This is a genomic window from Escherichia sp. E4736, from assembly GCF_005781225.1.
Taxonomy (GTDB): Bacteria; Pseudomonadota; Gammaproteobacteria; order Enterobacterales; family Enterobacteriaceae; genus Escherichia.
Genome location: NZ_VATT01000035.1, coordinates 62894 through 84345, shown reverse-complemented (window position 1 = coordinate 84345; position 21452 = coordinate 62894). Strand labels below are relative to the sequence as shown.

At 48.2% G+C, this 21452-nt stretch carries 27 protein-coding genes, 1 pseudogene and 1 other annotated feature; of the genes and pseudogenes, 19 read left to right on the top strand and 9 right to left on the bottom strand.

The features are described 5' to 3' along the window. Positions 1 to 275: 275 nt before the first annotated feature. From clpB to rluD, 3 genes are all read right to left on the bottom strand, one after another. Positions 276 to 2849 carry an ATP-dependent chaperone ClpB gene (gene clpB / locus FEK46_RS19745; protein WP_130259644.1) on the bottom strand — a complete coding sequence of 858 codons (2574 nt, stop codon included), beginning with the start codon at positions 2847 to 2849 and terminating at the stop codon, positions 276 to 278. A gap of 129 nt (positions 2850 to 2978) precedes the next feature. Next, the gene (gene yfiH, locus FEK46_RS19740; RefSeq protein WP_135559308.1) at positions 2979 to 3710 is read right to left on the bottom strand and encodes a purine nucleoside phosphorylase YfiH; all 732 of its coding nucleotides are present in this window, start codon (positions 3708 to 3710) and stop codon (positions 2979 to 2981) included. After that, complete coding sequence (gene rluD / locus FEK46_RS19735; protein WP_115438707.1) at positions 3707 to 4687, bottom strand: 23S rRNA pseudouridine(1911/1915/1917) synthase RluD; 981 nt, start codon at positions 4685 to 4687, stop codon at positions 3707 to 3709. Before rluD ends, yfiH begins: the two co-directional genes overlap by 4 nt. A 134-nt stretch (positions 4688 to 4821) precedes the next feature. Here rluD and bamD point away from each other — a divergent pair, with 134 nt between their 5' ends. The 4 genes from bamD (at position 4822) to pheA (ending at position 7582) form a co-directional block, all read left to right on the top strand. Next, on the top strand, positions 4822 to 5559 hold the full coding sequence (bamD, locus tag FEK46_RS19730; RefSeq protein WP_000197686.1) for an outer membrane protein assembly factor BamD: 738 nt from the start codon (positions 4822 to 4824) through the stop codon (positions 5557 to 5559). Positions 5560 to 5829: 270 nt separating this feature from the next. Further along, the gene (gene raiA, locus FEK46_RS19725) at positions 5830 to 6171 is read left to right on the top strand and encodes a ribosome-associated translation inhibitor RaiA (protein WP_000178461.1); all 342 of its coding nucleotides are present in this window, start codon (positions 5830 to 5832) and stop codon (positions 6169 to 6171) included. Between the two features lie 102 nt (positions 6172 to 6273). Further along, positions 6274 to 6399: a sequence feature (Phe leader region), on the top strand. Continuing rightward, positions 6275 to 6322, top strand: a complete 48-nt coding sequence (pheL, locus tag FEK46_RS19720) for a pheA operon leader peptide PheL (protein ID WP_100229775.1) — start codon at positions 6275 to 6277, stop codon at positions 6320 to 6322. Its footprint overlaps the feature before it by 48 nt. Before the next feature lie 22 nt (positions 6400 to 6421). After that, the gene (pheA, locus tag FEK46_RS19715; protein WP_130208153.1) at positions 6422 to 7582 is read left to right on the top strand and encodes a bifunctional chorismate mutase/prephenate dehydratase; all 1161 of its coding nucleotides are present in this window, start codon (positions 6422 to 6424) and stop codon (positions 7580 to 7582) included. 41 nt (positions 7583 to 7623) lie between these two features. Here the strand turns inward: pheA and tyrA are convergent, their stop codons facing one another. Further along, entirely contained in the window at positions 7624 to 8745 is a 1122-nt protein-coding gene (tyrA, locus tag FEK46_RS19710) for a bifunctional chorismate mutase/prephenate dehydrogenase (RefSeq protein WP_131162448.1), read from the bottom strand. A gap of 10 nt (positions 8746 to 8755) precedes the next feature. Continuing rightward, positions 8756 to 9826 (bottom strand): 3-deoxy-7-phosphoheptulonate synthase AroF, encoded by a 1071-nt coding sequence (gene aroF, locus FEK46_RS19705; RefSeq protein ID WP_130208149.1) that lies wholly within the window; start codon positions 9824 to 9826, stop codon positions 8756 to 8758. 211 nt (positions 9827 to 10037) lie between these two features. On the opposite strand from aroF, the gene FEK46_RS19700 reads away from it, so the two are divergent. The 4 genes from FEK46_RS19700 (at position 10038) to FEK46_RS19685 (ending at position 12783) form a co-directional block, all read left to right on the top strand. Then, complete coding sequence (locus FEK46_RS19700) at positions 10038 to 10400, top strand: DUF2799 domain-containing protein (protein ID WP_131162447.1); 363 nt, start codon at positions 10038 to 10040, stop codon at positions 10398 to 10400. A gap of 150 nt (positions 10401 to 10550) precedes the next feature. Beyond that, positions 10551 to 11069 (top strand): YfiR family protein, encoded by a 519-nt coding sequence (locus FEK46_RS19695; protein WP_130208145.1) that lies wholly within the window; start codon positions 10551 to 10553, stop codon positions 11067 to 11069. After that, complete coding sequence (gene dgcN, locus FEK46_RS19690) at positions 11062 to 12285, top strand: diguanylate cyclase DgcN (RefSeq protein ID WP_130217283.1); 1224 nt, start codon at positions 11062 to 11064, stop codon at positions 12283 to 12285. Before FEK46_RS19695 ends, dgcN begins: the two co-directional genes overlap by 8 nt. 15 nt (positions 12286 to 12300) lie before the next feature. Continuing rightward, positions 12301 to 12783 carry an OmpA family protein gene (locus tag FEK46_RS19685; RefSeq protein ID WP_135559307.1) on the top strand — a complete coding sequence of 161 codons (483 nt, stop codon included), beginning with the start codon at positions 12301 to 12303 and terminating at the stop codon, positions 12781 to 12783. Positions 12784 to 12955: 172 nt separating this feature from the next. Here FEK46_RS19685 and FEK46_RS19680 read toward each other — a convergent pair whose 3' ends face one another. From FEK46_RS19680 to FEK46_RS19665, 4 genes are read right to left on the bottom strand one after another with little or no spacing between them, the layout of a single operon-like run. Then, positions 12956 to 14005, bottom strand: a complete 1050-nt coding sequence (locus FEK46_RS19680; RefSeq protein ID WP_135491707.1) for a site-specific integrase — start codon at positions 14003 to 14005, stop codon at positions 12956 to 12958. Between the two features lie 24 nt (positions 14006 to 14029). Further along, positions 14030 to 14368, bottom strand: coding sequence for a DUF2511 domain-containing protein (locus FEK46_RS19675; RefSeq protein ID WP_135491708.1), 339 nt, complete (start codon positions 14366 to 14368; stop codon positions 14030 to 14032). 26 nt (positions 14369 to 14394) lie between these two features. Continuing rightward, a complete protein-coding gene (locus FEK46_RS19670; RefSeq protein ID WP_135491709.1) occupies positions 14395 to 14799 on the bottom strand; it encodes a hypothetical protein in 405 nt (134 codons plus the stop codon). An 8-nt stretch (positions 14800 to 14807) separates the two neighbouring features. Continuing rightward, positions 14808 to 15650 (bottom strand): phage repressor protein CI, encoded by an 843-nt coding sequence (locus tag FEK46_RS19665; protein WP_135491710.1) that lies wholly within the window; start codon positions 15648 to 15650, stop codon positions 14808 to 14810. Positions 15651 to 15763: 113 nt separating this feature from the next. On the opposite strand from FEK46_RS19665, the gene FEK46_RS19660 reads away from it, so the two are divergent. The 11 genes and pseudogenes from FEK46_RS19660 (at position 15764) to FEK46_RS23810 (ending at position 21432) form a co-directional block, all read left to right on the top strand. After that, positions 15764 to 16135, top strand: a complete 372-nt coding sequence (locus tag FEK46_RS19660; RefSeq protein WP_001407047.1) for a hypothetical protein — start codon at positions 15764 to 15766, stop codon at positions 16133 to 16135. 32 nt (positions 16136 to 16167) lie between these two features. Next, complete coding sequence (locus FEK46_RS19655) at positions 16168 to 16677, top strand: phage regulatory CII family protein (RefSeq protein WP_001407046.1); 510 nt, start codon at positions 16168 to 16170, stop codon at positions 16675 to 16677. A gap of 7 nt (positions 16678 to 16684) precedes the next feature. Then, positions 16685 to 16909 carry a phage filamentation protein Fil family protein gene (locus FEK46_RS19650; protein ID WP_135491711.1) on the top strand — a complete coding sequence of 75 codons (225 nt, stop codon included), beginning with the start codon at positions 16685 to 16687 and terminating at the stop codon, positions 16907 to 16909. After that, positions 16899 to 17099, top strand: a complete 201-nt coding sequence (locus tag FEK46_RS19645) for a hypothetical protein (protein ID WP_000085637.1) — start codon at positions 16899 to 16901, stop codon at positions 17097 to 17099. The genes FEK46_RS19650 and FEK46_RS19645 overlap by 11 nt, the downstream gene beginning before the upstream one ends. A 69-nt stretch (positions 17100 to 17168) precedes the next feature. Then, positions 17169 to 17396, top strand: a complete 228-nt coding sequence (locus FEK46_RS19640; RefSeq protein ID WP_135383253.1) for a DUF2732 domain-containing protein — start codon at positions 17169 to 17171, stop codon at positions 17394 to 17396. Next, positions 17396 to 17617, top strand: a complete 222-nt coding sequence (locus FEK46_RS19635; protein ID WP_135491712.1) for a TraR/DksA family transcriptional regulator — start codon at positions 17396 to 17398, stop codon at positions 17615 to 17617. Before FEK46_RS19640 ends, FEK46_RS19635 begins: the two co-directional genes overlap by 1 nt. After that, positions 17618 to 17878, top strand: a pseudogene (locus FEK46_RS23815) (DUF5405 family protein); the annotation flags it as partial. 485 nt (positions 17879 to 18363) lie between these two features. Then, positions 18364 to 20493 (top strand): replication endonuclease, encoded by a 2130-nt coding sequence (locus tag FEK46_RS19625; protein ID WP_135491740.1) that lies wholly within the window; start codon positions 18364 to 18366, stop codon positions 20491 to 20493. Between the two features lie 113 nt (positions 20494 to 20606). Continuing rightward, complete coding sequence (locus FEK46_RS19620; protein WP_019842452.1) at positions 20607 to 20789, top strand: hypothetical protein; 183 nt, start codon at positions 20607 to 20609, stop codon at positions 20787 to 20789. 3 nt (positions 20790 to 20792) lie between these two features. After that, positions 20793 to 21023, top strand: a complete 231-nt coding sequence (locus tag FEK46_RS19615) for a DinI-like family protein (protein ID WP_130236101.1) — start codon at positions 20793 to 20795, stop codon at positions 21021 to 21023. A gap of 199 nt (positions 21024 to 21222) precedes the next feature. Beyond that, on the top strand, positions 21223 to 21432 hold the full coding sequence (locus FEK46_RS23810) for a hypothetical protein (protein WP_135491714.1): 210 nt from the start codon (positions 21223 to 21225) through the stop codon (positions 21430 to 21432). Positions 21433 to 21452: the final 20 nt, after the last annotated feature.

Genomic DNA, 21452 nt, shown 5'->3' with positions numbered 1-21452 from the left:
GAGGTGGCGTATATTACGCTTCCCTCTTTCAGAGTCAAGCGTTTATTTTCGCTTTTCTCTGCCGGAATTCTCAGGAGAATCCCGCTAACCCGGCAGCGTGTTTGCCGTTGTTCCGTGTCAGTGGTGGCGCATTATAGGGAGTTATTCTGAAGAGACAAGCGGAAAATATAAAAAATTTATCGTTCGTTCAATTCTTAAGCGAAATACCTTAAAAACGACCATTTCCGGTTGGAAATTAGACAAAAAGCGAGCCCCGAAGGGCTCGCTTGTCTTATTTACTGGACGGCGACAATCCGGTCTTCATTAACTTCCAGGCGAATAACTTTACCCGGAACCAATTCACCAGACAGTATTTGCTGTGCCAGCGGGTTTTCGATCTGCTGCTGGATAGCACGTTTCAGAGGACGTGCACCATAGACCGGATCGTAACCGTTCTCGCTCAGCAGTTTCAGCGCCTCGTCAGAAATGTGGATTTCATAACCACGTTCTTCCAGACGTTTGTACAGACGTTTCAACTGAATCTGCGCAATCGACGCTATGTGCTGTTCACCCAGCGGATGGAAGACCACCACCTCATCAATACGGTTAATAAACTCCGGACGGAAGTTATGGCTTACCACACCGAGCACCAGCTCTTTCATGTGCGCATAATCCAGTTCACCGAAGCGTTCCTGAATCAAATCGGAACCGAGGTTAGAGGTCATAATGACAACCGTATTACGGAAGTCGACCGTTCTCCCCTGCCCGTCAGTCAGACGCCCATCATCCAGTACCTGCAACAGAATGTTGAAGACATCCGGATGCGCTTTTTCCACTTCATCCAGCAGGATGACGGAATACGGACGACGACGCACCGCTTCGGTCAGGTAGCCACCTTCTTCATAACCGACATATCCCGGAGGCGCACCAACCAGACGAGACACCGAGTGTTTCTCCATAAACTCGGACATATCGATACGGACCATCGCCTCGTCGCTATCAAACATAAAGTTCGCCAGCGCCTTACAAAGCTCAGTTTTCCCCACACCAGTTGGGCCGAGGAACAGGAATGAACCAATCGGGCGATTTGGATCCGCCAGCCCCGCACGGCTACGACGAATAGCGTTAGATACCGCATCAACCGCTTCGTTCTGACCAATAACGCGCTGGTGCAGTTCTTGCTCCATACGCAGCAGTTTTTCGCGCTCGCTTTCCATCATGCGAGAAACCGGAATCCCCGTCCAACGCGCCAGCACTTCAGCAATTTCGGCGTCGGTCACTTTATTACGCAACAGACGCATAGTTTTGCCTTCGAGCTGCGTTGCGGCTTCCAGTTGCTTTTCCAGTTCCGGGATTTTGCCGTATTGCAGTTCAGACATCCGCGCCAGGTCACCCACACGGCGAGCCTGTTCAATAGCGATTTTCGCTTGTTCCAGTTCCGCTTTAATGGTCTGCGTACCAGAGAGCGACGCTTTCTCTGCTTTCCACTCTTCTTCTAACTCGGAGTACTGACGTTCTTTGTCGCTCAGTTCTTCGTTGAGCATATCCAGGCGTTTTTTACTGGCTTCATCAGACTCTTTCATTAACGCCTGTTGTTCCAGTTTGAGCTGGATGATACGACGATCGAGGCGGTCGAGTTCTTCTGGTTTTGAGTCAATCTGCATACGAATGCTGGATGCTGCTTCATCGATCAGGTCGATGGCTTTATCCGGCAGCTGACGGTCAGCAATGTAGCGATGAGACAACGTCGCCGCTGCAACAATTGCCGGGTCTGTAATTTGCACATGGTGGTGCAGTTCGTAACGTTCTTTCAGGCCACGCAAAATCGCAATGGTGTCTTCAACAGAAGGCTCGGCAACAAACACTTTCTGGAAGCGACGTTCCAGCGCAGCATCTTTTTCGATGTACTGGCGATATTCGTCCAGCGTCGTGGCCCCCACGCAGTGCAGCTCACCACGTGCCAGTGCCGGTTTCAGCATATTCCCGGCGTCCATTGCGCCATCGGCTTTACCTGCGCCAACCATAGTATGTAATTCGTCGATAAACAGGATGACGTTGCCTTCCTGTTTGGAGAGATCGTTAAGCACGCCTTTTAAACGTTCTTCAAACTCACCGCGATATTTCGCCCCAGCCACCAGCGCGCCCATATCCAGCGCCAGTACGCGGCGGCCTTTCAGCCCTTCCGGCACTTCGCCATTGATAATACGCTGCGCCAGACCTTCAACGATGGCAGTTTTACCAACACCAGGTTCACCAATCAGCACCGGGTTATTTTTAGTACGACGTTGCAGTACCTGAATGGTACGGCGAATTTCTTCATCACGACCAATCACCGGATCGAGTTTGCCTTGTTCGGCTCGTTCGGTAAGGTCGATGGTGTATTTTTTCAAAGCCTGACGTTGGTCTTCAGCTCCTTGATCGTTCACGCTTTCACCTCCGCGCATTTGTTCAATCGCTTGAGTAATGTTGGCGGTGGTCGCCCCTGCTGCTTTCAGGATATCGGCCAGCGTGCCGCGAGACTCAAGTGCCGCCAGAACGAACAGTTCTGACGAGATAAAGTTATCACCACGTTTTTGCGCCAGCTTGTCGCAAAGATTAAGAACGCGCACCAGATCCTGTGATGGCTGGACATCGCCACCTGTACCTTCAACCTGTGGTAAACGGTTTAATGCCTGAGTGATATCTGTGCGCAACTGGCCAGCATTGATGCCAGCAGATGTTAATAAAGGACTAACCGAACCCCCTTCCTGATTCAGCAGGGCGCTCATTAAATGAAGTGGTTCGATGAATTGGTTGTCGTGCCCGAGTGCAAGTGATTGGGCATCGGCAAGAGCAAGCTGGAATTTATTAGTAAGACGATCCAGACGCATAACTCCTCCCATAACGGATCAAAGTTGCTACTGGAGATTAAATGAGGTCATCCCTCAATTATTCAAGGTTATTGACCAGATTAATGTGAAAAGAAAATCACGCGTACCGGATCGTCTTGATTCTTTAGGTTATATCAGCCAAATGAAACTTGCCATACGACCGGTGGTCTTGTCGCGACGATAAGAGAAGAAAGTCTCATTTTCCGTATATGTACAACAGTCGCCGCCGAAAATTTGCTCAACACCAACGCTCGCCAGACGCTGTCGGGCAAGCTGATAAATATCCGCCAGATACTTATCACCATGCTGAATGAAAGCTGTACTCGCGTTGGCGTCTACTTCCATAAACGCCTCGCGAACCTCCGGCCCCACTTCAAACGCGCGTGGACCGATTGCCGGCCCCAACCAGGCAAGAATGTTTTCGGGCTTATCGGCAAAGCAGGAAACCGTCTCTTCCAGCACGCCTGCGCACAGTCCACGCCAGCCAGCATGGGCAGCCGCGACTTCCGTTCCTGCCCGATTGCAAAACAGCACAGGCAGGCAATCGGCTGTCATTACGGCACAAACCGTGCCGGGTGTGTTGCTATACGAGGCATCCGCCCGTTTTGAGGTATAAGGTTCGCCAGTAAGCTTAAGCACATCTTTACCGTGTACCTGCTCAAGCCAGACCGGTTTTGAAGGCAAATTACCCGCAGCAAAAAGCCGCTTGCGATTTTCCTCGACGTGCTCCGGGTTATCACCACAATGAGCACCGAGGTTGAGCGAGTCGTAGGGCGGCAAGCTCACGCCGCCGACACGGGTAGAGCTACAGGCCGCAACACCTTTTGGCAGCGGCCACTGCGGGACAATCAGCTTACTCATAACCAGTCCACTTCATCCTTATGCTCTTCGAAATCGGCGCGCATCACCTCAATCAGCTCCACCATATCTTGTGGAATAGGTGCATGCCATTCCATTTCAATGCCGGAGATCGGGTGATAAAGACGCAGCATGGTTGCATGAAGCGCCTGACGATCAAACTTACGCAGCGTGGAGATAAACGCTTCCGAAGCACCTTTTGGCGGACGCGGACGGCCACCATAAACCGGATCGCCCACCAGCGGATGGGTTATATGGGCCATATGCACGCGGATCTGGTGCGTACGTCCAGTTTCCAGACGCAGCCGCAGACGCGTGTGCACACGGAAGTGTTCCATAATGCGATAGTGAGTGACCGCCGGTTTGCCCATCGGATGCACCGCCATATGAGTTCGTTTGGTCGGATGGCGACTGATTGGCTCGTCCACCGTGCCACCAGCAGTCATATGACCAATTGCTACCGCTTCATACTCACGAGTAATTTCACGTCGTTGCAGAGATTCCACCAGGCGCGTCTGGGCTGGAACGGTTTTTGCCACAACCATGAGGCCAGTGGTGTCTTTATCCAGACGATGGACAATACCCGCACGCGGTACATCGGCAATGGGCGGATAGTAATGAAGCAACGCATTCAATACCGTGCCATCCGGGTTACCCGCGCCAGGATGTACCACCAGGTCGCGCGGTTTATTAATGACGATAATGTCTTCATCTTCATAGACGATATCCAGCGGGATATCCTGCGGTTCAAAACGCGCTTCTTCTTCAATCTCGGCGTTGATGGCCACCAGCTCGCCACCCAATACTTTTTCTTTCGGCTTATCACAAACTTTGCCGTTAACCAGCACGCGCTGGTCGAGGATCCATTCTTTTATTCGCGAACGTGAATAATCCGGGAACATTTCGGCTAAAGCCTGATCTAAGCGTTGACCGAGTTGGTTTTCGGACACTGTTGCAGTGAGTTCTACTCGTTGTGCCATATATACTGCTTCTTCGTTTATCGTTGGGGTTTTACGGCTTTGCCGTTTAATATAGTGTGCTATTGTAGCTGGTCTTAACCGGGAGCAGGAACAGAGAATCTCCCGTATTACATTTTGAGGAAAGTCAAAACGTCATGACGCGCATGAAATATCTGGTGGCAGCCGCCACACTAAGCCTGTTTTTGGCGGGTTGCTCGGGGTCAAAGGAAGAAGTACCTGATAATCCGCCAAATGAAATTTACGCGACTGCACAACAAAAGCTGCAGGACGGTAACTGGAGACAGGCAATAACGCAACTGGAAGCGTTAGATAATCGCTATCCGTTTGGTCCGTATTCGCAGCAGGTGCAGCTGGATCTCATCTACGCCTACTATAAAAACGCCGATCTGCCGTTAGCACAGGCTGCCATCGATCGTTTTATTCGCCTCAACCCGACCCATCCGAATATCGATTATGTCATGTACATGCGTGGCCTGACCAATATGGCGCTGGATGACAGTGCGCTGCAAGGGTTCTTTGGCGTTGACCGTAGCGATCGCGATCCTCAACATGCTCGAGCTGCGTTTAGTGACTTTTCCAAACTGGTGCGCGGCTATCCAAACAGCCAGTACACCACTGATGCAACCAAACGTCTGGTGTTCCTGAAAGATCGTCTGGCGAAATATGAATACTCCGTTGCAGAGTACTACACCGAACGTGGCGCATGGGTTGCCGTCGTCAACCGCGTCGAAGGCATGCTGCGTGACTACCCGGATACCCAGGCTACGCGTGATGCGCTGCCGCTGATGGAAAATGCTTACCGCCAGATGCAGATGAACGCTCAGGCTGAAAAAGTCGCGAAAATTATTGCCGCTAACAGCAGCAACACTTAACAGGTGTGATATACGCAAAACGGCAGCCCTGGAGCTGTCGTTTTTTTATTCGATTTGAACGCTAACTAAAGCGATTCAGTCGCGACTGATCCTATCAAATATGGCTCGCTTTGAGACATTCCTCAAGTAAAAAAACACCTCTTCCTGCGATTTCTCACAAAAAAACTTCGTTGACAAAAAGTGACAAAATTATGAGATTTTCATCACACATTTTGACATCAGGAGCGGTATGCTGAATTCACCAAGACGGGAAGACAAGAGGTAAAATTTATGACAATGAACATTACCAGCAAACAAATGGAAATTACTCCGGCAATCCGCCAACATGTCGAAGACCGTCTCGCCAAACTGGAAAAATGGCAAACGCACCTGATTAATCCGCATATCATTCTGTCCAAGGAACCACAGGGGTTCGTTGCTGACGCCACTATCAATACACCTAACGGCGTTCTGGTTGCCAGTGGTAAACATGAAGATATGTACACCGCTATTAACGAATTGATCAACAAGCTGGAACGGCAGCTCAATAAACTGCAGCACAAAGGCGAAGCACGTCGTGCCGCAACGTCGGTGAAAGACGCCAACTTCGTCGAAGAAGTTGAAGAAGAGTAGTCCTTTATATTGAGTGTATCGCCAACGCGCCTTCGGGCGCGTTTTTTGTTGACAGCATGAAAACAGTACGGGTACTGTACTGAAGTCGCTTAAGGAAACAAACATGAAACAAACGCCGTTTTTCTTCGCATTCTTTTTTACCTTCCCCTGAATGGGAGGCGTTTCGTCGTGTGAAACAGAATGCGAAGACGAACAATAAGGCCTCCCAAATCGGGAGGCCTTTTTTATTGATAACAAAAAAGGCAACACTATGACATCGGAAAATCCGTTACTGGCGCTGCGCGAGAAAATTAGCACGCTGGACGAAAAATTGCTGGCGTTACTGGCTGAGCGGCGCGAGCTAGCCGTTGAGGTGGGAAAAGCCAAACTGCTTTCACATCGCCCGGTGCGTGATATCGATCGTGAGCGCGATTTGCTGGAAAGATTAATTACGCTTGGTAAAACACACCATCTGGATGCCCACTACATTACTCGCCTGTTCCAACTCATCATTGAAGATTCCGTATTAACTCAGCAGGCTTTACTCCAGCAGCATCTCAATAAAATTAATCCGCACTCAGCACGCATTGCTTTTCTCGGCCCCAAAGGTTCTTATTCCCATCTTGCGGCGCGCCAGTACGCTGCCCGTCACTTTGAGCAATTCATTGAAAGCGGCTGCGCCAAATTTGCCGATATTTTTAATCAGGTGGAAACCGGCCAGGCCGACTATGCTGTCGTACCGATTGAAAATACCAGCTCCGGTGCCATAAACGACGTTTACGATCTGCTGCAACATACCAGCTTGTCGATTGTTGGCGAGATGACGTTAACTATCGACCATTGTTTGCTGGTTTCCGGCACCACCGATTTATCGACTATCAACACGGTCTACAGCCACCCGCAGCCGTTCCAGCAATGCAGCAAATTCCTTAACCGTTACCCGCACTGGAAGATTGAATATACCGAGAGTACGTCTGCGGCAATGGAAAAAGTTGCACAGGCAAAATCACCACATGTCGCTGCGCTGGGGAGCGAAGCTGGCGGTTCCTTGTACGGTTTACAGGTACTGGAGCGCATTGAGGCGAATCAACGACAAAACTTCACCCGATTTGTGGTGCTGGCACGTAAAGCCATTAACGTGTCTGACCAGGTTCCGGCAAAAACCACACTGTTAATGGCTACCGGACAACAAGCTGGTGCTCTGGTTGAAGCGTTGCTGGTATTGCGCAACCACAATCTGATTATGACCCGTCTGGAATCACGTCCGATTCACGGTAATCCGTGGGAAGAGATGTTTTATCTGGATATTCAGGCCAATCTTGAATCCGTGGAAATGCAAAAGGCGTTAAAAGAGTTAGGAGAAATCACCCGTTCAATGAAGGTATTGGGTTGTTACCCAAGTGAAAACGTAGTGCCTGTTGATCCAACCTGATGAAAAAAGCCGGATGATGTGAATCATCCGGCACAGAGTTATTACTGGCGGCTATCGTTCGCCTGACGCAATAATACGCGGCTTTCATTCTGGAAGCGTTGTGCGTAATCGCCGAACCAGTGCTCCACCTTGCGGAAGCTGTCAATAAACGCCTGCTTATCGCCCTGCTCCAGCAACTCAATCGCCTCACCAAAACGCTTATAGTAACGTTTGATCAACGCCAGATTACGTTCTGAAGACATAATAATATCGGCATAAAGCTGCGGATCCTGGGCAAACAGTCGCCCGACCATCGCCAACTCAAGACGATATATGGGCGAAGAGAGTGCCAGAAGCTGCTCAAGCTGAACATTTTCTTCTGCCAGATGCAGGCCATAAGCAAAAGTGGCAAAGTGGCGCAACGCCTGGATAAACGCCATATTCTGATCATGTTCGACGGCGCTAATGCGATGCAGTCGCGCGCCCCAGACCTGAATTTGTTCAAGAAACCATTGGTACGCTTCTGGCTGACGTCCATCACACCAGACCACGACCTGCTTCGCCAGGCTGCCGCTATCCGGACCAAACATCGGGTGAAGCCCCAGCACTGGACCATCATGCGCCGCCAGCATGGCCTGTAATGGTCCATTCTTCACTGATGCCAGATCGACCAGAATACAGTCTTGCGGTAAACGGGGTAATTTGCCAATGACTTGTTCAGTAACATGAATCGGTACACTGACAATCACCATACCGGCATCGGCAACAATCTCAGCCGCGCGATCCCAGTCATGTTGTTCAAGAATCCGCACCTGATAGCCAGAGAGCGTCAACATCTTCTCGAACATGCGCCCCATCTGACCACCGCCACCAACAATGACTACCGGACGTAGTGAAGGACAAAGCGTTTTAAATCCTTTGTCGTTTTCGCTGGAGTAGGACTCACGCATTACCCGACGCAGAACATCTTCAATCAGATCTGGCGGAACGCCGAGAGCTTCCGCCTCTGCGCGCCGCGAGGCCAGCATGGATGCCTCGCGCTCCGGTACATAAATGGGTAACCCAAAGCGGCTTTTCACTTCACCGACTTCAGCAACCAGTTCCAGACGCTTTGCTAATAAATTCAGCAGCTCTTTATCGACTTCATCAATTTGATCGCGTAATGCGGTCAACTCAGCAACCATAATAAACCTCTTAAGCCACGCGTGCCGTCAGCTGCCCATTCAGATCCTGATGAATTTCACGCAGCAAGGCATCGGTCATTTCCCAGCTTATGCAGGCATCTGTTACGGATACACCGTATTTCATTTCACTGCGTGGTTGCTCGGAAGACTGATTGCCTTCGTGGATGTTACTTTCGATCATCAGACCAATAATTGAGCGATTGCCATCTTTGATTTGGGCAACCACGGATTCTGCCACCGCAGGCTGACGGCGATAATCTTTATTGGAATTACCGTGGCTGCAATCTACCATCAGTGAGGGGCGCAGTCCCGCCTGTTCCATCTCTTTTTCACATTGCGCGATATCCGCCGGGCTATAGTTCGGTGCTTTTCCGCCACGCAGAATCACATGTCCGTCCGGATTACCCTGAGTTTGCAGCAGCGCCACCTGCCCTGCCTGATTAATACCAACAAAGCGATGCGGTTGTGCAGCGGCACGCATAGCATTAATTGCTGTCGCCAGACTGCCATCAGTGCCGTTTTTAAAACCAACCGGCATGGAAAGCCCGGATGCCATTTCACGGTGCGTTTGCGATTCCGTGGTACGAGCACCAATTGCCGACCAGCTAAACAGATCACCCAAATATTGCGGGCTGTTTGGATCTAACGCTTCCGTCGCCAACGGTAATCCCATATCTACCAGTTCCAACAGCAACTTACGTGCAATCTTTAATCCTGTTTCAACATCAAAGGAGCCATCCATATGTGGATCGTTAATCAACCCTTTCCAACCAACAGTGGTACGGGGCTTTTCAAAATAGACGCGCATCACCAAGTAGAGACTATCGCTGACCTCTGCGGCAAGGGCTTTAAATCGACGAGCATATTCCAGTGCGGTTTCAGGATCATGAATGGAGCAAGGACCACACACCACCAGCAGCCGGGGATCGCGCCCAGCGATGATATCTGAAATAGTTTTACGCGAATCAGCAATCTGGGCCTCTTGTTGTCGGCTTAATGGAAAAGCTGCCTTCAACTGTTCCGGGGTCATCAGAACCTGTTCGTCGGTAATATGTACGTTGTTCAGCGCGTCTTTTTGCATGATGGCGATCCTGTTTATGCTCGTTTGCGATAGTTGATCCTCAGCGAGGATGACGCAACGATATCACAACAAGTAAAGATTTCAATCCATATTTCGTAAATAATAGTTTACACCAGCAACTCGCATACGTTTTAACCACCAATAAATGTACAAATAAATTTACACACACAATAAAAACAATCCGCTATGCTTTGAAAAAGGAGAAAAAACAATGAAACACTTTATCGCCCCTTTGTTAGCTTTGGTTGTTAGCGGCTGTCAGATTGATCCCTATACTCACGCACCAACCTTGACCAGCACTGACTGGTATGATGTTGGTATGGAAGATGCGATATCAGGCGTTGCTATAAAAAATGACGATGCTTTTAACGATTCACAGGCTGATCGGGGGATATATCTTAAAGGATATGCCGAAGGGCAAAAGAAAACCTGCCAGGTCGATTTTACTTATGCCCGAGGGCTTTCCGGTAAAAGTTTCCCTGCCAGCTGCAACAATGTAGAAAATGCCAGCCAATTGCATGAAGTATGGCAAAAAGGAGCTGATGAAAATGCCCGCACGATGAAACTTAATTAATTTAAATCCCACCACAAAATTAATCATAAGATTTAACTTATTCGATTTTTAATTCTCTTCTGGATGACGACTACACAAAAGAATGATATTTTAATGAACATTCTGAAAAATTTTCGATGCGTTTCGAGCGAAGATGGTGAGGATCCCTGAATGCGCTTTTCTCACCTACTGTTCTTACTGCTGCTATTCCTTCTGGCAGGCGCGCCATTACTCGCTCAGGAAACCACTGACGTTACGAAAAATGTGCGTTTAATGGTTTCCGGTATCGTAAGCTACACTCGCTGGCCGACGGTATCTGGTCCACCAAGACTATGTATTTTTTCATCTTCACGATTTAGCACCGCCCTGCAAGAGAAAGGTGCGACGCCTTTGCCTTACCTGCCTGTCATCGTTAACAACAAACAAGAGGCGATGATTTCAGGCTGCAATGGTTTTTATTTTGGCAGCGAGTCACCGACATTCCAGACAGAATTAATCGAACAATATCCGTCTAAGGCGTTATTATTAATTGCCGAACAAAATACCGAGTGCATTATTGGCAGCGCATTTTGTCTGGTCATCAACAATAATAACGTCAGGTTTGCCGTAAACCTGGATGCCTTATCGCGTAGTGGTGTTAAGGTCAACCCGGATGTCTTAATGCTCGCACGGAAGAAAAACGATGGATAACGATAATTCTCTTCATAAGCGCCCCACGTTTAAAAGAGCATTACGCAACATCAGCATGACCAGCATATTTATCACTATGACGCTGATCTGGCTGCTGCTTTCCGTGACGTCAGTGCTAACCCTGAAACAATACGCGCAAAAAAACCTGGCACTAACCGCTGCAACAATGACTTACAGCCTGGAAGCTGCGGTCGTTTTTGCCGATGGTCCTGCAGCAACAGAAACTCTGGCCGCACTAGGTCAGCAAGGCCAATTTTCAACCGCAGAAGTGCGTGATAATCAGCAAAACATTATTGCTTCCTGGCACTACACTGCCAGAGAACCGGGAGATACCTTCAGTAATTTCATTAGTCACTGGCTCTTTCCGGCTCCCGTCATTCAGCCGATTCGCCACAATGGCGAAACCATTGGCGAAGTGCAGTTAACCGCACGCGACAGCTCAATTAGCCATTTTATCTGGTTTTCACTCGCTGTCCTGACTGCATGTATTCTGCTGGCATCAGGCATCGCGATTACCCTCACCCGCCATTTGCACAATGGTCTGGTTGAAGCGTTAAAAAACATCACCGATGTCGTACATGATGTGCGTTCCAACCGCAATTTTTCCCGACGAGTTTCGGAAGAACGTATCGCAGAGTTTCACCGCTTCGCTCTCGACTTCAACAGTCTGCTGGATGAAATGGAAGAGTGGCAGCTTCGTTTACAGGCCAAAAATGCGCAGCTTCTACGTACCGCGCTACATGACCCATTAACCGGGCTGGCTAACCGCGCAGCGTTTCGTAGCGGCATCAACACGTTGATGAACAGTTCTGATGCCCGAAAAACGTCGGCATTACTGTTTCTTGATGGCGATAATTTCAAATATATCAATGATACCTGGGGTCATGCGACGGGAGATCAGGTCTTGATTGAAGTGGCAAAACGATTAGCTGAATTTGGTGGGCTGCGACATCAGGCATACCGTATTGGCGGCGATGAATTCGCTATGGTCCTCTATGGCGTGCAGTCGGAATCTGAAGTGCAGCGGATTTGCACGGCATTGACGCAAATTTTTAATCGACCATTCGATCTTAATAATGGCCATCAAACCACTATGACATTAAGCATTGGTTACGCGATGACCATTGAGCACGTCTCCGCCGAAAAATTACAAGAGCTGGCCGACCATAATATGTATCAGGCCAAACACCAGCGCGCTAAAAAGCTGGTGAAATAACAAGGAAATATCTACATGATAAAGCAACTGGTAGTTCCCCTGGCGTTCTCTTCACTGATACTGACTGGCTGCCAGTCACCACAAGGGAAGTTTACTCCAGAACAAGTCGCCGCTATGCAGTCTTATGGTTTTACTGAATCCGCTGGCGACTGGTCGCTGGGCTTATCTGATACCATTCTGTTTGCTAAAAATGACTACAAACTGCTCCCGGAAAGTCAGCAACAGATCCAGACCATGGCCGCAAAACTGACCTCCACGGGCTTAACCCATGCCCGTATGGATGGACATACCGACAATTACGGCGAAGACAGTTACAACGAAGCTTTATCGCTGAAGCGGGCAAATGTCGTCGCCGATGCGTGGGCAGAAGGTGGACAAATTCCTCGCAGCAATCTCACCACTCAGGGCTTAGGGAAAAAATACCCCATCGCCAGTAACAAGACCGCACAGGGTCGCGCCGAGAACCGTCGCGTCGCTGTGGTGATTAGTGCACCGTAAACGCAATTTCAATAAATAAAAAAAGGGCCAGCCAATTGGCCAGCCCTTCTTAACAGGATGTCGCTTAAGCGAAATCTTAGTTAAGACGCTCCTATTAACACCCCATAACAAACAAACACTTACCATATAAAACAATTAGTTAATGCAATTTTTAATGCAGTGAATTGCAGCGTTACGCAACCTCTGCCGCCACGTTGTCGCCAATACACAGTGACAACGGATTCAAGGTGACAGCTTGTTCAAGATGGTCAGGAGCAAAGTGCGCATACTTCATTGTTTCACGAATATTTGCGTGACCGAGTATCTTCTGGAGTACAAGGATATTGCCGCCATTCATCATAAAATGCGCACCAAAGGTGTGACGTAAAACGTGCGTTTTCTGCCCTTCAGTCAATTCAATGTTTGTAAGTTTGAGCATCTTCTTAAAGTCCTGATAGCAGGGCTTGAACATTCTACCCTGACGTTCGGACAACTCGTCATACAGCCATTTAGGAATCGGAACCGTGCGATTCTTCTTACCTTTGGTTTTGGTGAAAGTCAGCTTGCAGGGGGAAAGTTGGGGACGTGTAAGTCTCTCAGCTTCTCCCCATCGTGCGCCGGTAGCCAGGCACACCTTAACAATCATAGTAAGATTTTCTTTGCCATATTGTTCACAGGCTCGGAACAGCTCAGGGAGCTGAGACAAAGTTAGCCAGGACATTTCCTTCTCAGCTTCTTTGAACACCCGGATCCCATCTAGCGGATTAGGTAAGCTCCACTCCCCTAAACGTTTTAGCTCATTAAACACCGCTTCAAGATACTGCTGCTCACGATTGACGGTTATCGGCTTAGCGACCCATTTCGCCGGGTCTTTATGGTATCCATTATCTATCTCGCCACGCAGACGGCGGTCACGGTAATGCGCCCATTCTTTAGCCGTAAGTCGGGATGCAATCGGGTCACCCAAACCGTTACACACGATTTGAAGTTTTGCCAGCCGTGACTTACTGGCGACTAACGCCTGCCCGTGCAAATTATGCCAAAGCTGGATAATCTCACTTAAGCGCCTGCGGTCTTCTTTCTTACCGAGCCACGGCTTTTCATCGCTTTCGTTTTTTGTAAATGACTCGAATGCCTCGGCCTCACCTTTGGTATTGAATTGCCGACGGATACGCCGCCCTTCTCGACCATTTGGATAGAGCTCACATAACCATTTGCCACTTTTTTGTTTACTTACAGTCATTGCGACACCGAGGCTAAAAGAGAGTTAATTACAAAGGGCTGTAGCAGCATCAATCAACGGTGAAATTGAAATTTTAACACCGTCAATCTCAGGGTCATCTTTCCATACGTCATCTAAATTAGATCCTTCCATCTTTCCTGATTTAACAGCATCTACTGCCATACCATTCAGTGGATATCTATCATCAGTTTTGATGTCATACACAAAAGCATAAGCACGGTTAACACACGATACTTTTGCCTTTTCAAAGGATAGAGGCCACTGGTCGCCATATGCAGCCCCGTCTATCTCTTTGCTCTTCTCTGCAGCAGCGACACTAAATGAAAGAGTAAAAAGTAGAGTTAAAATAAGTTTACGCTTCATAAATTCCCTTACCGAGGCTAATATTTTTACTGAATGTTCTTTGTCGTGGCTAAGTGGGTATTAGAGCTAATAGTCACTTTGGATTGTTCCGGTTGCTCTTGACCAGCTTTATCGCAAGTAGCTCTCGGATTCTCAAGCGCATACCCCATGAAACTAAATTTATTGAGGATTTGAACCGCTTTAGTAGTTTTTAGGTATGCCGTATTTTCTTTATGTAGCCATACTGGATAGCAAACACCATATACAGCAGTATCATAAATTTCAGGTGTGACCGTTGGCGTATCCAGAACAACAGTAATCACACCCTTACTATCTTTTATCGATAAAGGCTGCATATCATTCAACGACTTTTTAAGCACAGACAAATTGGATGGCTGAGCATGTACAGCAAAAGAAGTGAGTAACACAAGAGCAAAAATTGAACGTTTCATAAGTTCCCTTATATATGTTTTTCCAAAGTAAAAATTACAGCACCAAAAGGGGTAATGTCTGAAATATTACATTCAAACTCAGCAGATTTATTTGATAGCCTGACTTTTCCGCCGGGTAGTCGAACTACATCAAAAACATCAAAAGCGCCATCGATATCAATTAACCAGCGGCCATTACCTATATTCGAAGCAGAACAGTCGACAAGCCAGGAAGCACCAGCACCGTCAACAAAAATCAACTCCTCAGAGTTAGACGGAATCATTGAAGGGTCAGGTTGCCAACTTCCTGCATCTTTGAGCTCACCAGACTCAAGGCGAGATTTTTTTATTGTCAGAACGTCGGGATAGCAGACCTCTTTGCTTTGTCTCATTTTCCCCTTGCCGGTAGCTAACCACTCCAGCGATACGCCAGTATCAAGGGCGCACGTAACAACAACATCACCGGGGAAGAAATCTCTCCTGACCCAAGTACTGATAGTACCAGAGGAAATATCAAGCAAATCACCAAGCTCTTTTTGCATTGTAAAACCATACGCATCAAGGATACGCCTCAATACAGGTTTTCCACCGCTCGTTAAAATCTCGTCATAAAGTAACTTCCCTTTCAACGCCGGTGCATCTTGCAAATTCAAACTGGAGATTGTTCCAGTCAGCAACCAATTTAGATCGGCACCAGTATCTAATGAGCACTGAATTATCGCTTTTCCGGGAAAGCTATTCCGCTGAACCCACGTACTGACACTATTTGACGGGACGCCAAGCACCTCAGCCAAAGCCTTTTGCGTGCTGACACCATAGGCCGAACTTATCCGCTCAATCACATCTTGCGTATTCAAATCTTCATCATTCATTTATCAATCACTCAAAATCGATTTACACGAACTCATTTTCGATCTAAAGTGGCATTCATCGACCAAGATGCACACCACTGCACCACATTTCAAACAACAGGAGATAATGCGATATGTCAGATGCAAAATCAATCTCGACGCATGATTCGCAAAACTCACAAAATCAAACTGTGCTGTTAGATCCGGCTCAGTTTGATGCCATCGTTACCGCTATGCTGCCAGCTCTGCAGACAATGATCCGCTCCGCTATGTCAGACACAATGACAGTGAAAGACTTTGCCGCCACTCGCGGTGTAAGCGAGCGTCTGGTCTGGCAATGGCTTGATGAGGGAATCCTCCTCAAAGCTCCAACTAAAGACTTTTCCAACAAGGAAGAGGCTGGAAAACGAAGCCGCACCCTCGTAAACGTGAAAGCATGGCGCGACAAACTAACCCAGCAAGCGATTGATTGTCGCTACATCGACCACCGCATCGCTCTTAACTGAATTTGATTATGCAAGTTAGAGGGAATTTAACCATGTTTGATTTTCAGATTTCTAAACATCCTCACTATGACGAAGCGTGCCGGGCTTTTGCGCAGCGTCACAACATGGCGAAGCTGGCCGAGCGTGCGGGTATGAACGTTCAAACGTTACGTAACAAGCTCAACCCGGAACAGCCTCACCAATTCACACCGCCTGAATTGTGGCTGCTGACTGACCTGACCGAAGACTCAACCCTCGTTGATGGCTTTCTGGCGCAGATTCATTGTCTGCCATGCGTGCCGGTTAATGAGCTGGCTAAAGAGAAATTGCAGTCTTATGTGATGCGCGCAATGAGTGAACTCGGCGAACTGGCGAGCGGTGCGGTATCAAATGAACGTATGACCTCTGACCGCAAACACAGCATGGTTGAGAGTGTTAATGCAGGCATCCGCATGTTGTCTCTGTCGGCGCTGGCGTTACAGGCGCGTCTACAGGCTAACCCGGCAATGTCGAGCGTGGTTGATACCATGACCGGCATCGGCGCAACATTTGGTTTGGTATGAGGTGTTTATGCAGGAAAATGAACCCTCATTCGCATCTCTGCTCGTTAAGCAAAGTCCAGGTATGCATTACGGTCACGGCTGGATCGCGGGTAAAGATGGTAAGCGCTGGCACCCGTGCCACTCTCAGTCCGAATTATTAAAAGGGCTGAAATCTAAGCAGTCGAAGTCGTCAGGCTTTTTAATTATTCGTATTGTCCACTTTATTATTAAAGGGATTAAGCATGTCACGTGATGAATTAAGAATTGTTTTAGGAGCCATGATTCCGAATATGGAAGACGGTTTTGAAATTAAAACCCGCGATGGTGCAATACTTCGCGTTGACCCTGAGTGGGAGTGCTGCAAAGAGTTTAAGGATGGCCTGAAAGCTGAGATTATCAGCCAGTTAAAAAGTAAACCTGCCGTTGTATTTGGCTATAGCTAATTAATCACAATTAATTATCTGGCGTAAACCCGCCGGGCATTTTATTGCCCAAAATCAGGAGAGTTAGTTATGCGTAATACCGAATCCCGTAGTTTTAATACTGATAGTGATACTCTGGCCGTGCTGCTGACAGATGCCAAAAAAGAAGAACGCAAAGACCGCGCACTCGCCGTTTCAATCCGTCTTGAGGCGCTGGCTATCCATATCACTAAAGAGGGCATGAACGGCACCGAAGCCGCTGAACTGCTGCGACGTGAAGCCAACCGCTACGAAAACGAATCACAGGAGCTGCACTAATGGCCGACGCAATGGATTTAGCACAACTGCGCGAGCAGGAAGACCGCGAACGCCACATCAGCAACGCGCGCTGCCGTATTGCAGCGACCTCTCCTTTCCTATGCGAAGAATGTGACGCACCAATCAAGGAAGCCCGCCGTGCGGCAATTCAGGGGGTGGCATTTTGCGTGACTTGTCAGCAAATCGCCGAGCTCAAATCAAAACACTACAGGGGCGTGTAAATGAGTTTTCGAATCGAAATAGGTGACAAATGGATTATTACTAGCGACCAGTATCAATTTATCCTTAATGAAAAGAAAGTCGCTCAATCTGGGAAAAAATCTGGCGAGGAATGGCTTGATGCCATCGGATATTACCCAAAAATTGAACAACTTATTTCAGGATTAATTCACCGTCATATTCAGAATTCGACCATAACTTCACTTAAAGAGATGGTCGTAGAAATAGAAAAAATGGGCGTATTATTCGCCAATGCTATTGAGAAAATGCTCGGTCAATATACTCCTGACTTAAAAATACTGAGTCGTAATCTTTCAGACCCATTCCGTAATCCGAGGCATCTACTAGACCCAGAGAGCGGAGAAATTCACACGCTGCGGCGTACTCTCCCAATCCATCACAGGTGAGAGCCCTGTAAAAAACATTCTCATTGCAGACAAGGATTTTATATGGAACTCCAGGAATGGATTCCTGCTGATTCTCAAGCCACGCAGACAGGGCCGAATCATATGGCGGCAGATTCAAACTGTCTTTCATCTTGAATAATTTATGTTGCATCACAGCACCTTTTTAACACTCAACTTTGTGGGAGGCTACACGACCAATGTTATGGAATCAAAAAGAAAGTCGACAGATGATACATGACGGAGGGGCATTAGATATTACTTTTGCTTATCCGTGGAATGCTCCACGGTCGGCTATAGCCAGCCCATACCTTACTTACGAGCATCAGCATCGCCGCGACCGTATGTTCGCGGCTTTGCTGCATGCGAAAAAGGTGCTTTCTCTCCAGCCCGACTGCGTGCGGTTAGATGTTTATCGCACTGCGGCAGTGCTGGAGCAAAATCAGGGCATTCAACGAGCCAATGCCTTTTTGATCAGCTTCTGCAAAAAGGCATTGCCGCGTCTTGAATTGGTCGCAAAAAAATACGAATGCGCGGGCATCAACAGCAAGGTATCAACCTCTGTTTTTGGAAGTCATTTTGATACCCAGCTTATGCAATATCTGGCCTCACGCATGGTTAATATGGTCGCCCGATATAACCGCCTCCCGGATATGTCGCGCGCTGATGTTGACCTGTTGGCCGCCGATATTGCTAATTTCATTCGTGGTGAACTTGCCAACATTAATGACCACGGATTCGGCGAGCTTAAAACGCTGTACACCTGGTATAATCGTGCTGGCTTTATTTCCCTCCAGTTCAACGTTATCCCACCCCATTGGGATCGGGTTGCAAAAAAATATGTCGGCGCGGATGAAATCGCACCGGCTATCGCCAAGATGTTTAACGATGGGTGGTGGCGTGGTCGTTTGCGCCGGGTTGCAGCTACATGGCGCGAACACCTGCAAATTGCAGTCGGCAACGTCAGCAAGAAAAAAAACACCTATGCGAGTAAAAACTGCGTGACTGACTGGCGTGAACAAAAGCGCCGAACTCGTGAATTTCTCAAAGGTCTGGATCTCGAAGACGAAGACGGCAACCGTATCAGCCTGATTGAAAAATATGATGGCTCAGTTGCTAACCCTGCGATTCGCCGCTGTGAGCTCATGACTCGCATCCGTGGGTTTGAAAACATCTGTAATGAGCTCGGTTATGTCGGTGAGTTTTACACTCTGACCGCGCCGTCGAAATATCACGCCACGACTAAAGCCGGTTACCGTAACAGCAAATGGAGCGGTGCCAGCCCGGCTGACACGCAAAACTATCTAACCGGTATCTGGGCGCGTATCCGTGCCAAACTGCATCGGGAAGATGTCCGTATTTTCGGTATTCGTGTCGCCGAGCCCCATCACGACGGTACTCCACACTGGCACATGCTGATGTTCATGCTGCCGGAAGATGTTGAATATGTTCGCTCCATCGTACGTAAATACGCGTGGAAAGAAGACCGCCGCGAACTGAAAAGCGATAAGGCCAAAAAAGCACGTTTCCACGCCGAGTCCATTGACCCGGAGAAAGGCAGCGCAACCGGCTATGTTGCTAAATACATCTCAAAAAATATCGACGGTTATGCTCTCGATGGTGAAACCGATGATGAAAGTGGTGAACTGCTGAAAGAGACAGCCCCCGCCGTTTCAGCATGGGCTTCGCGCTGGCACATCCGTCAGTTTCAGTTTATCGGTGGTGCGCCGGTGACGGTTTACCGTGAGTTGCGTCGCCTCGCTGATACCGAAACCGCGCACGGACTGAGCGTTGAGTTTGCCGCCGTCCATGATGCCGCCGACGCTGGTGACTGGGCTGGGTATGTTAATGCGCAGGGTGGACCGTTTGTCCGTCGCGATGATTTACAGGTGCGCACACTGTATGAACCGCGTACCGAGCTTAATCAGTACGGTGAGGAAACGGTATGTATTAAGGGGGTCTACGATTCCTCCATAGGTGCAGGGAGCCCGATATTAACCCGACTCACTCAGTGGAAGATTGTTCCGAAGCATGCTGTTGATTTGGCCGTTGACCTTCAGGACGGCAAAGCCGTCCCTCGGAGTTCTGTCAATAACTGTACGGGAAGCGAAAACGATCCACCGGTACTGGATTTGACAAAGCCCCTGAGTCGACGCGAAAGACGAGAGCTAACCAACCGACTCAGGAAGCAAAAGCCAGCAGCATGGCGAAAATTCATACACGGAACGGAGGAGCAAAACGCAGCTATAGCGAAAACTATCGAAGAGATACATCTGACAACCGGCATTAATATCAGCCGGGGCGAAGCTCTGCACTTGATGGCCGGTGGTAAAAGTTGTTTTGATGGTAAATGGCTACGCGGAACGGCCAAAGGAGAAATATTTTCCACAGCACCATCGCATGAGGCTAAAGCCAGGAAAATCCTTAATCGTGTTGCTGCGATAGCTGAAGCATCAAAACCAATATCAGACTAATTTATATCCATATCATGTACATACGACAATCGCCCTATTCGTTTTTTTTCTTCCCATCTTTTACCAATACGTGCTACTGTATAAACATACAGTAACCCTGTAGGAGGGATTCCATGGTTGACGAACATTTCAGCCGAACGCAGCAAAAGTGGGCTTGTGTGCAATTTATTGCCGAGGTATCTCTGATTGCAAACTGCAAGCCATCAGACTTAAAGCTCGCGCTCACTCTCATTGCAGACCTAGCAAACAGCGAGAATAACGAAACCGAAGATGATAATTTTTATAAGGCTGATTAGATTATGAGAATCAATATCACGTTGGATAAAGAACAAAAATTAGGGCAACAGATCATTGATGCTTTTCAGAATGAAATAACACATCGAGTACAATGCGTTTTTCCTGCAATAAAAGTTAACGTCAAGAAAGGGTCAATGACTGGTGTAGAGGTTATCGGATTCGATAAAGAAGCAGACAAAGAAACATTAAGCGGCATATTACAAGAGATTTGGGAAGACGATAGCTGGCGTTAAACATGATAACCGTGTTGGCGCAAAAACTAGCTTTTTGCGTCGACGGGGTTGAGTAACGAGCCCACGAGGCTTTAGTCCGGCCTTTCAAAATTTCTCAATGTGCTATTGATGACACGCCAGTGATGAATGAGGCATGACCTGAGAGGGTTTTATAGTGGCGTTTTGACGGCACTGATTAAAATTCATTGAGGGTGATAATATGCATCGACTACCAGGTGAAATACCGCAGCACCAGACCAGAAATATTAAGTTAATGGCTATCGTTCATCGCCTGCAGCAGATAATGGTCAATGAGAATTTGACACCCGCCGAGCTGGTCGGGTGCGCCGAAATAGTCAGGGATAATTGCGGCAAGCTGGATAGCATCAGCAGACCGACAAAATACGCACCTCCACCACGTCGACGATAGCAAACGTCGTCAGCGCTGAA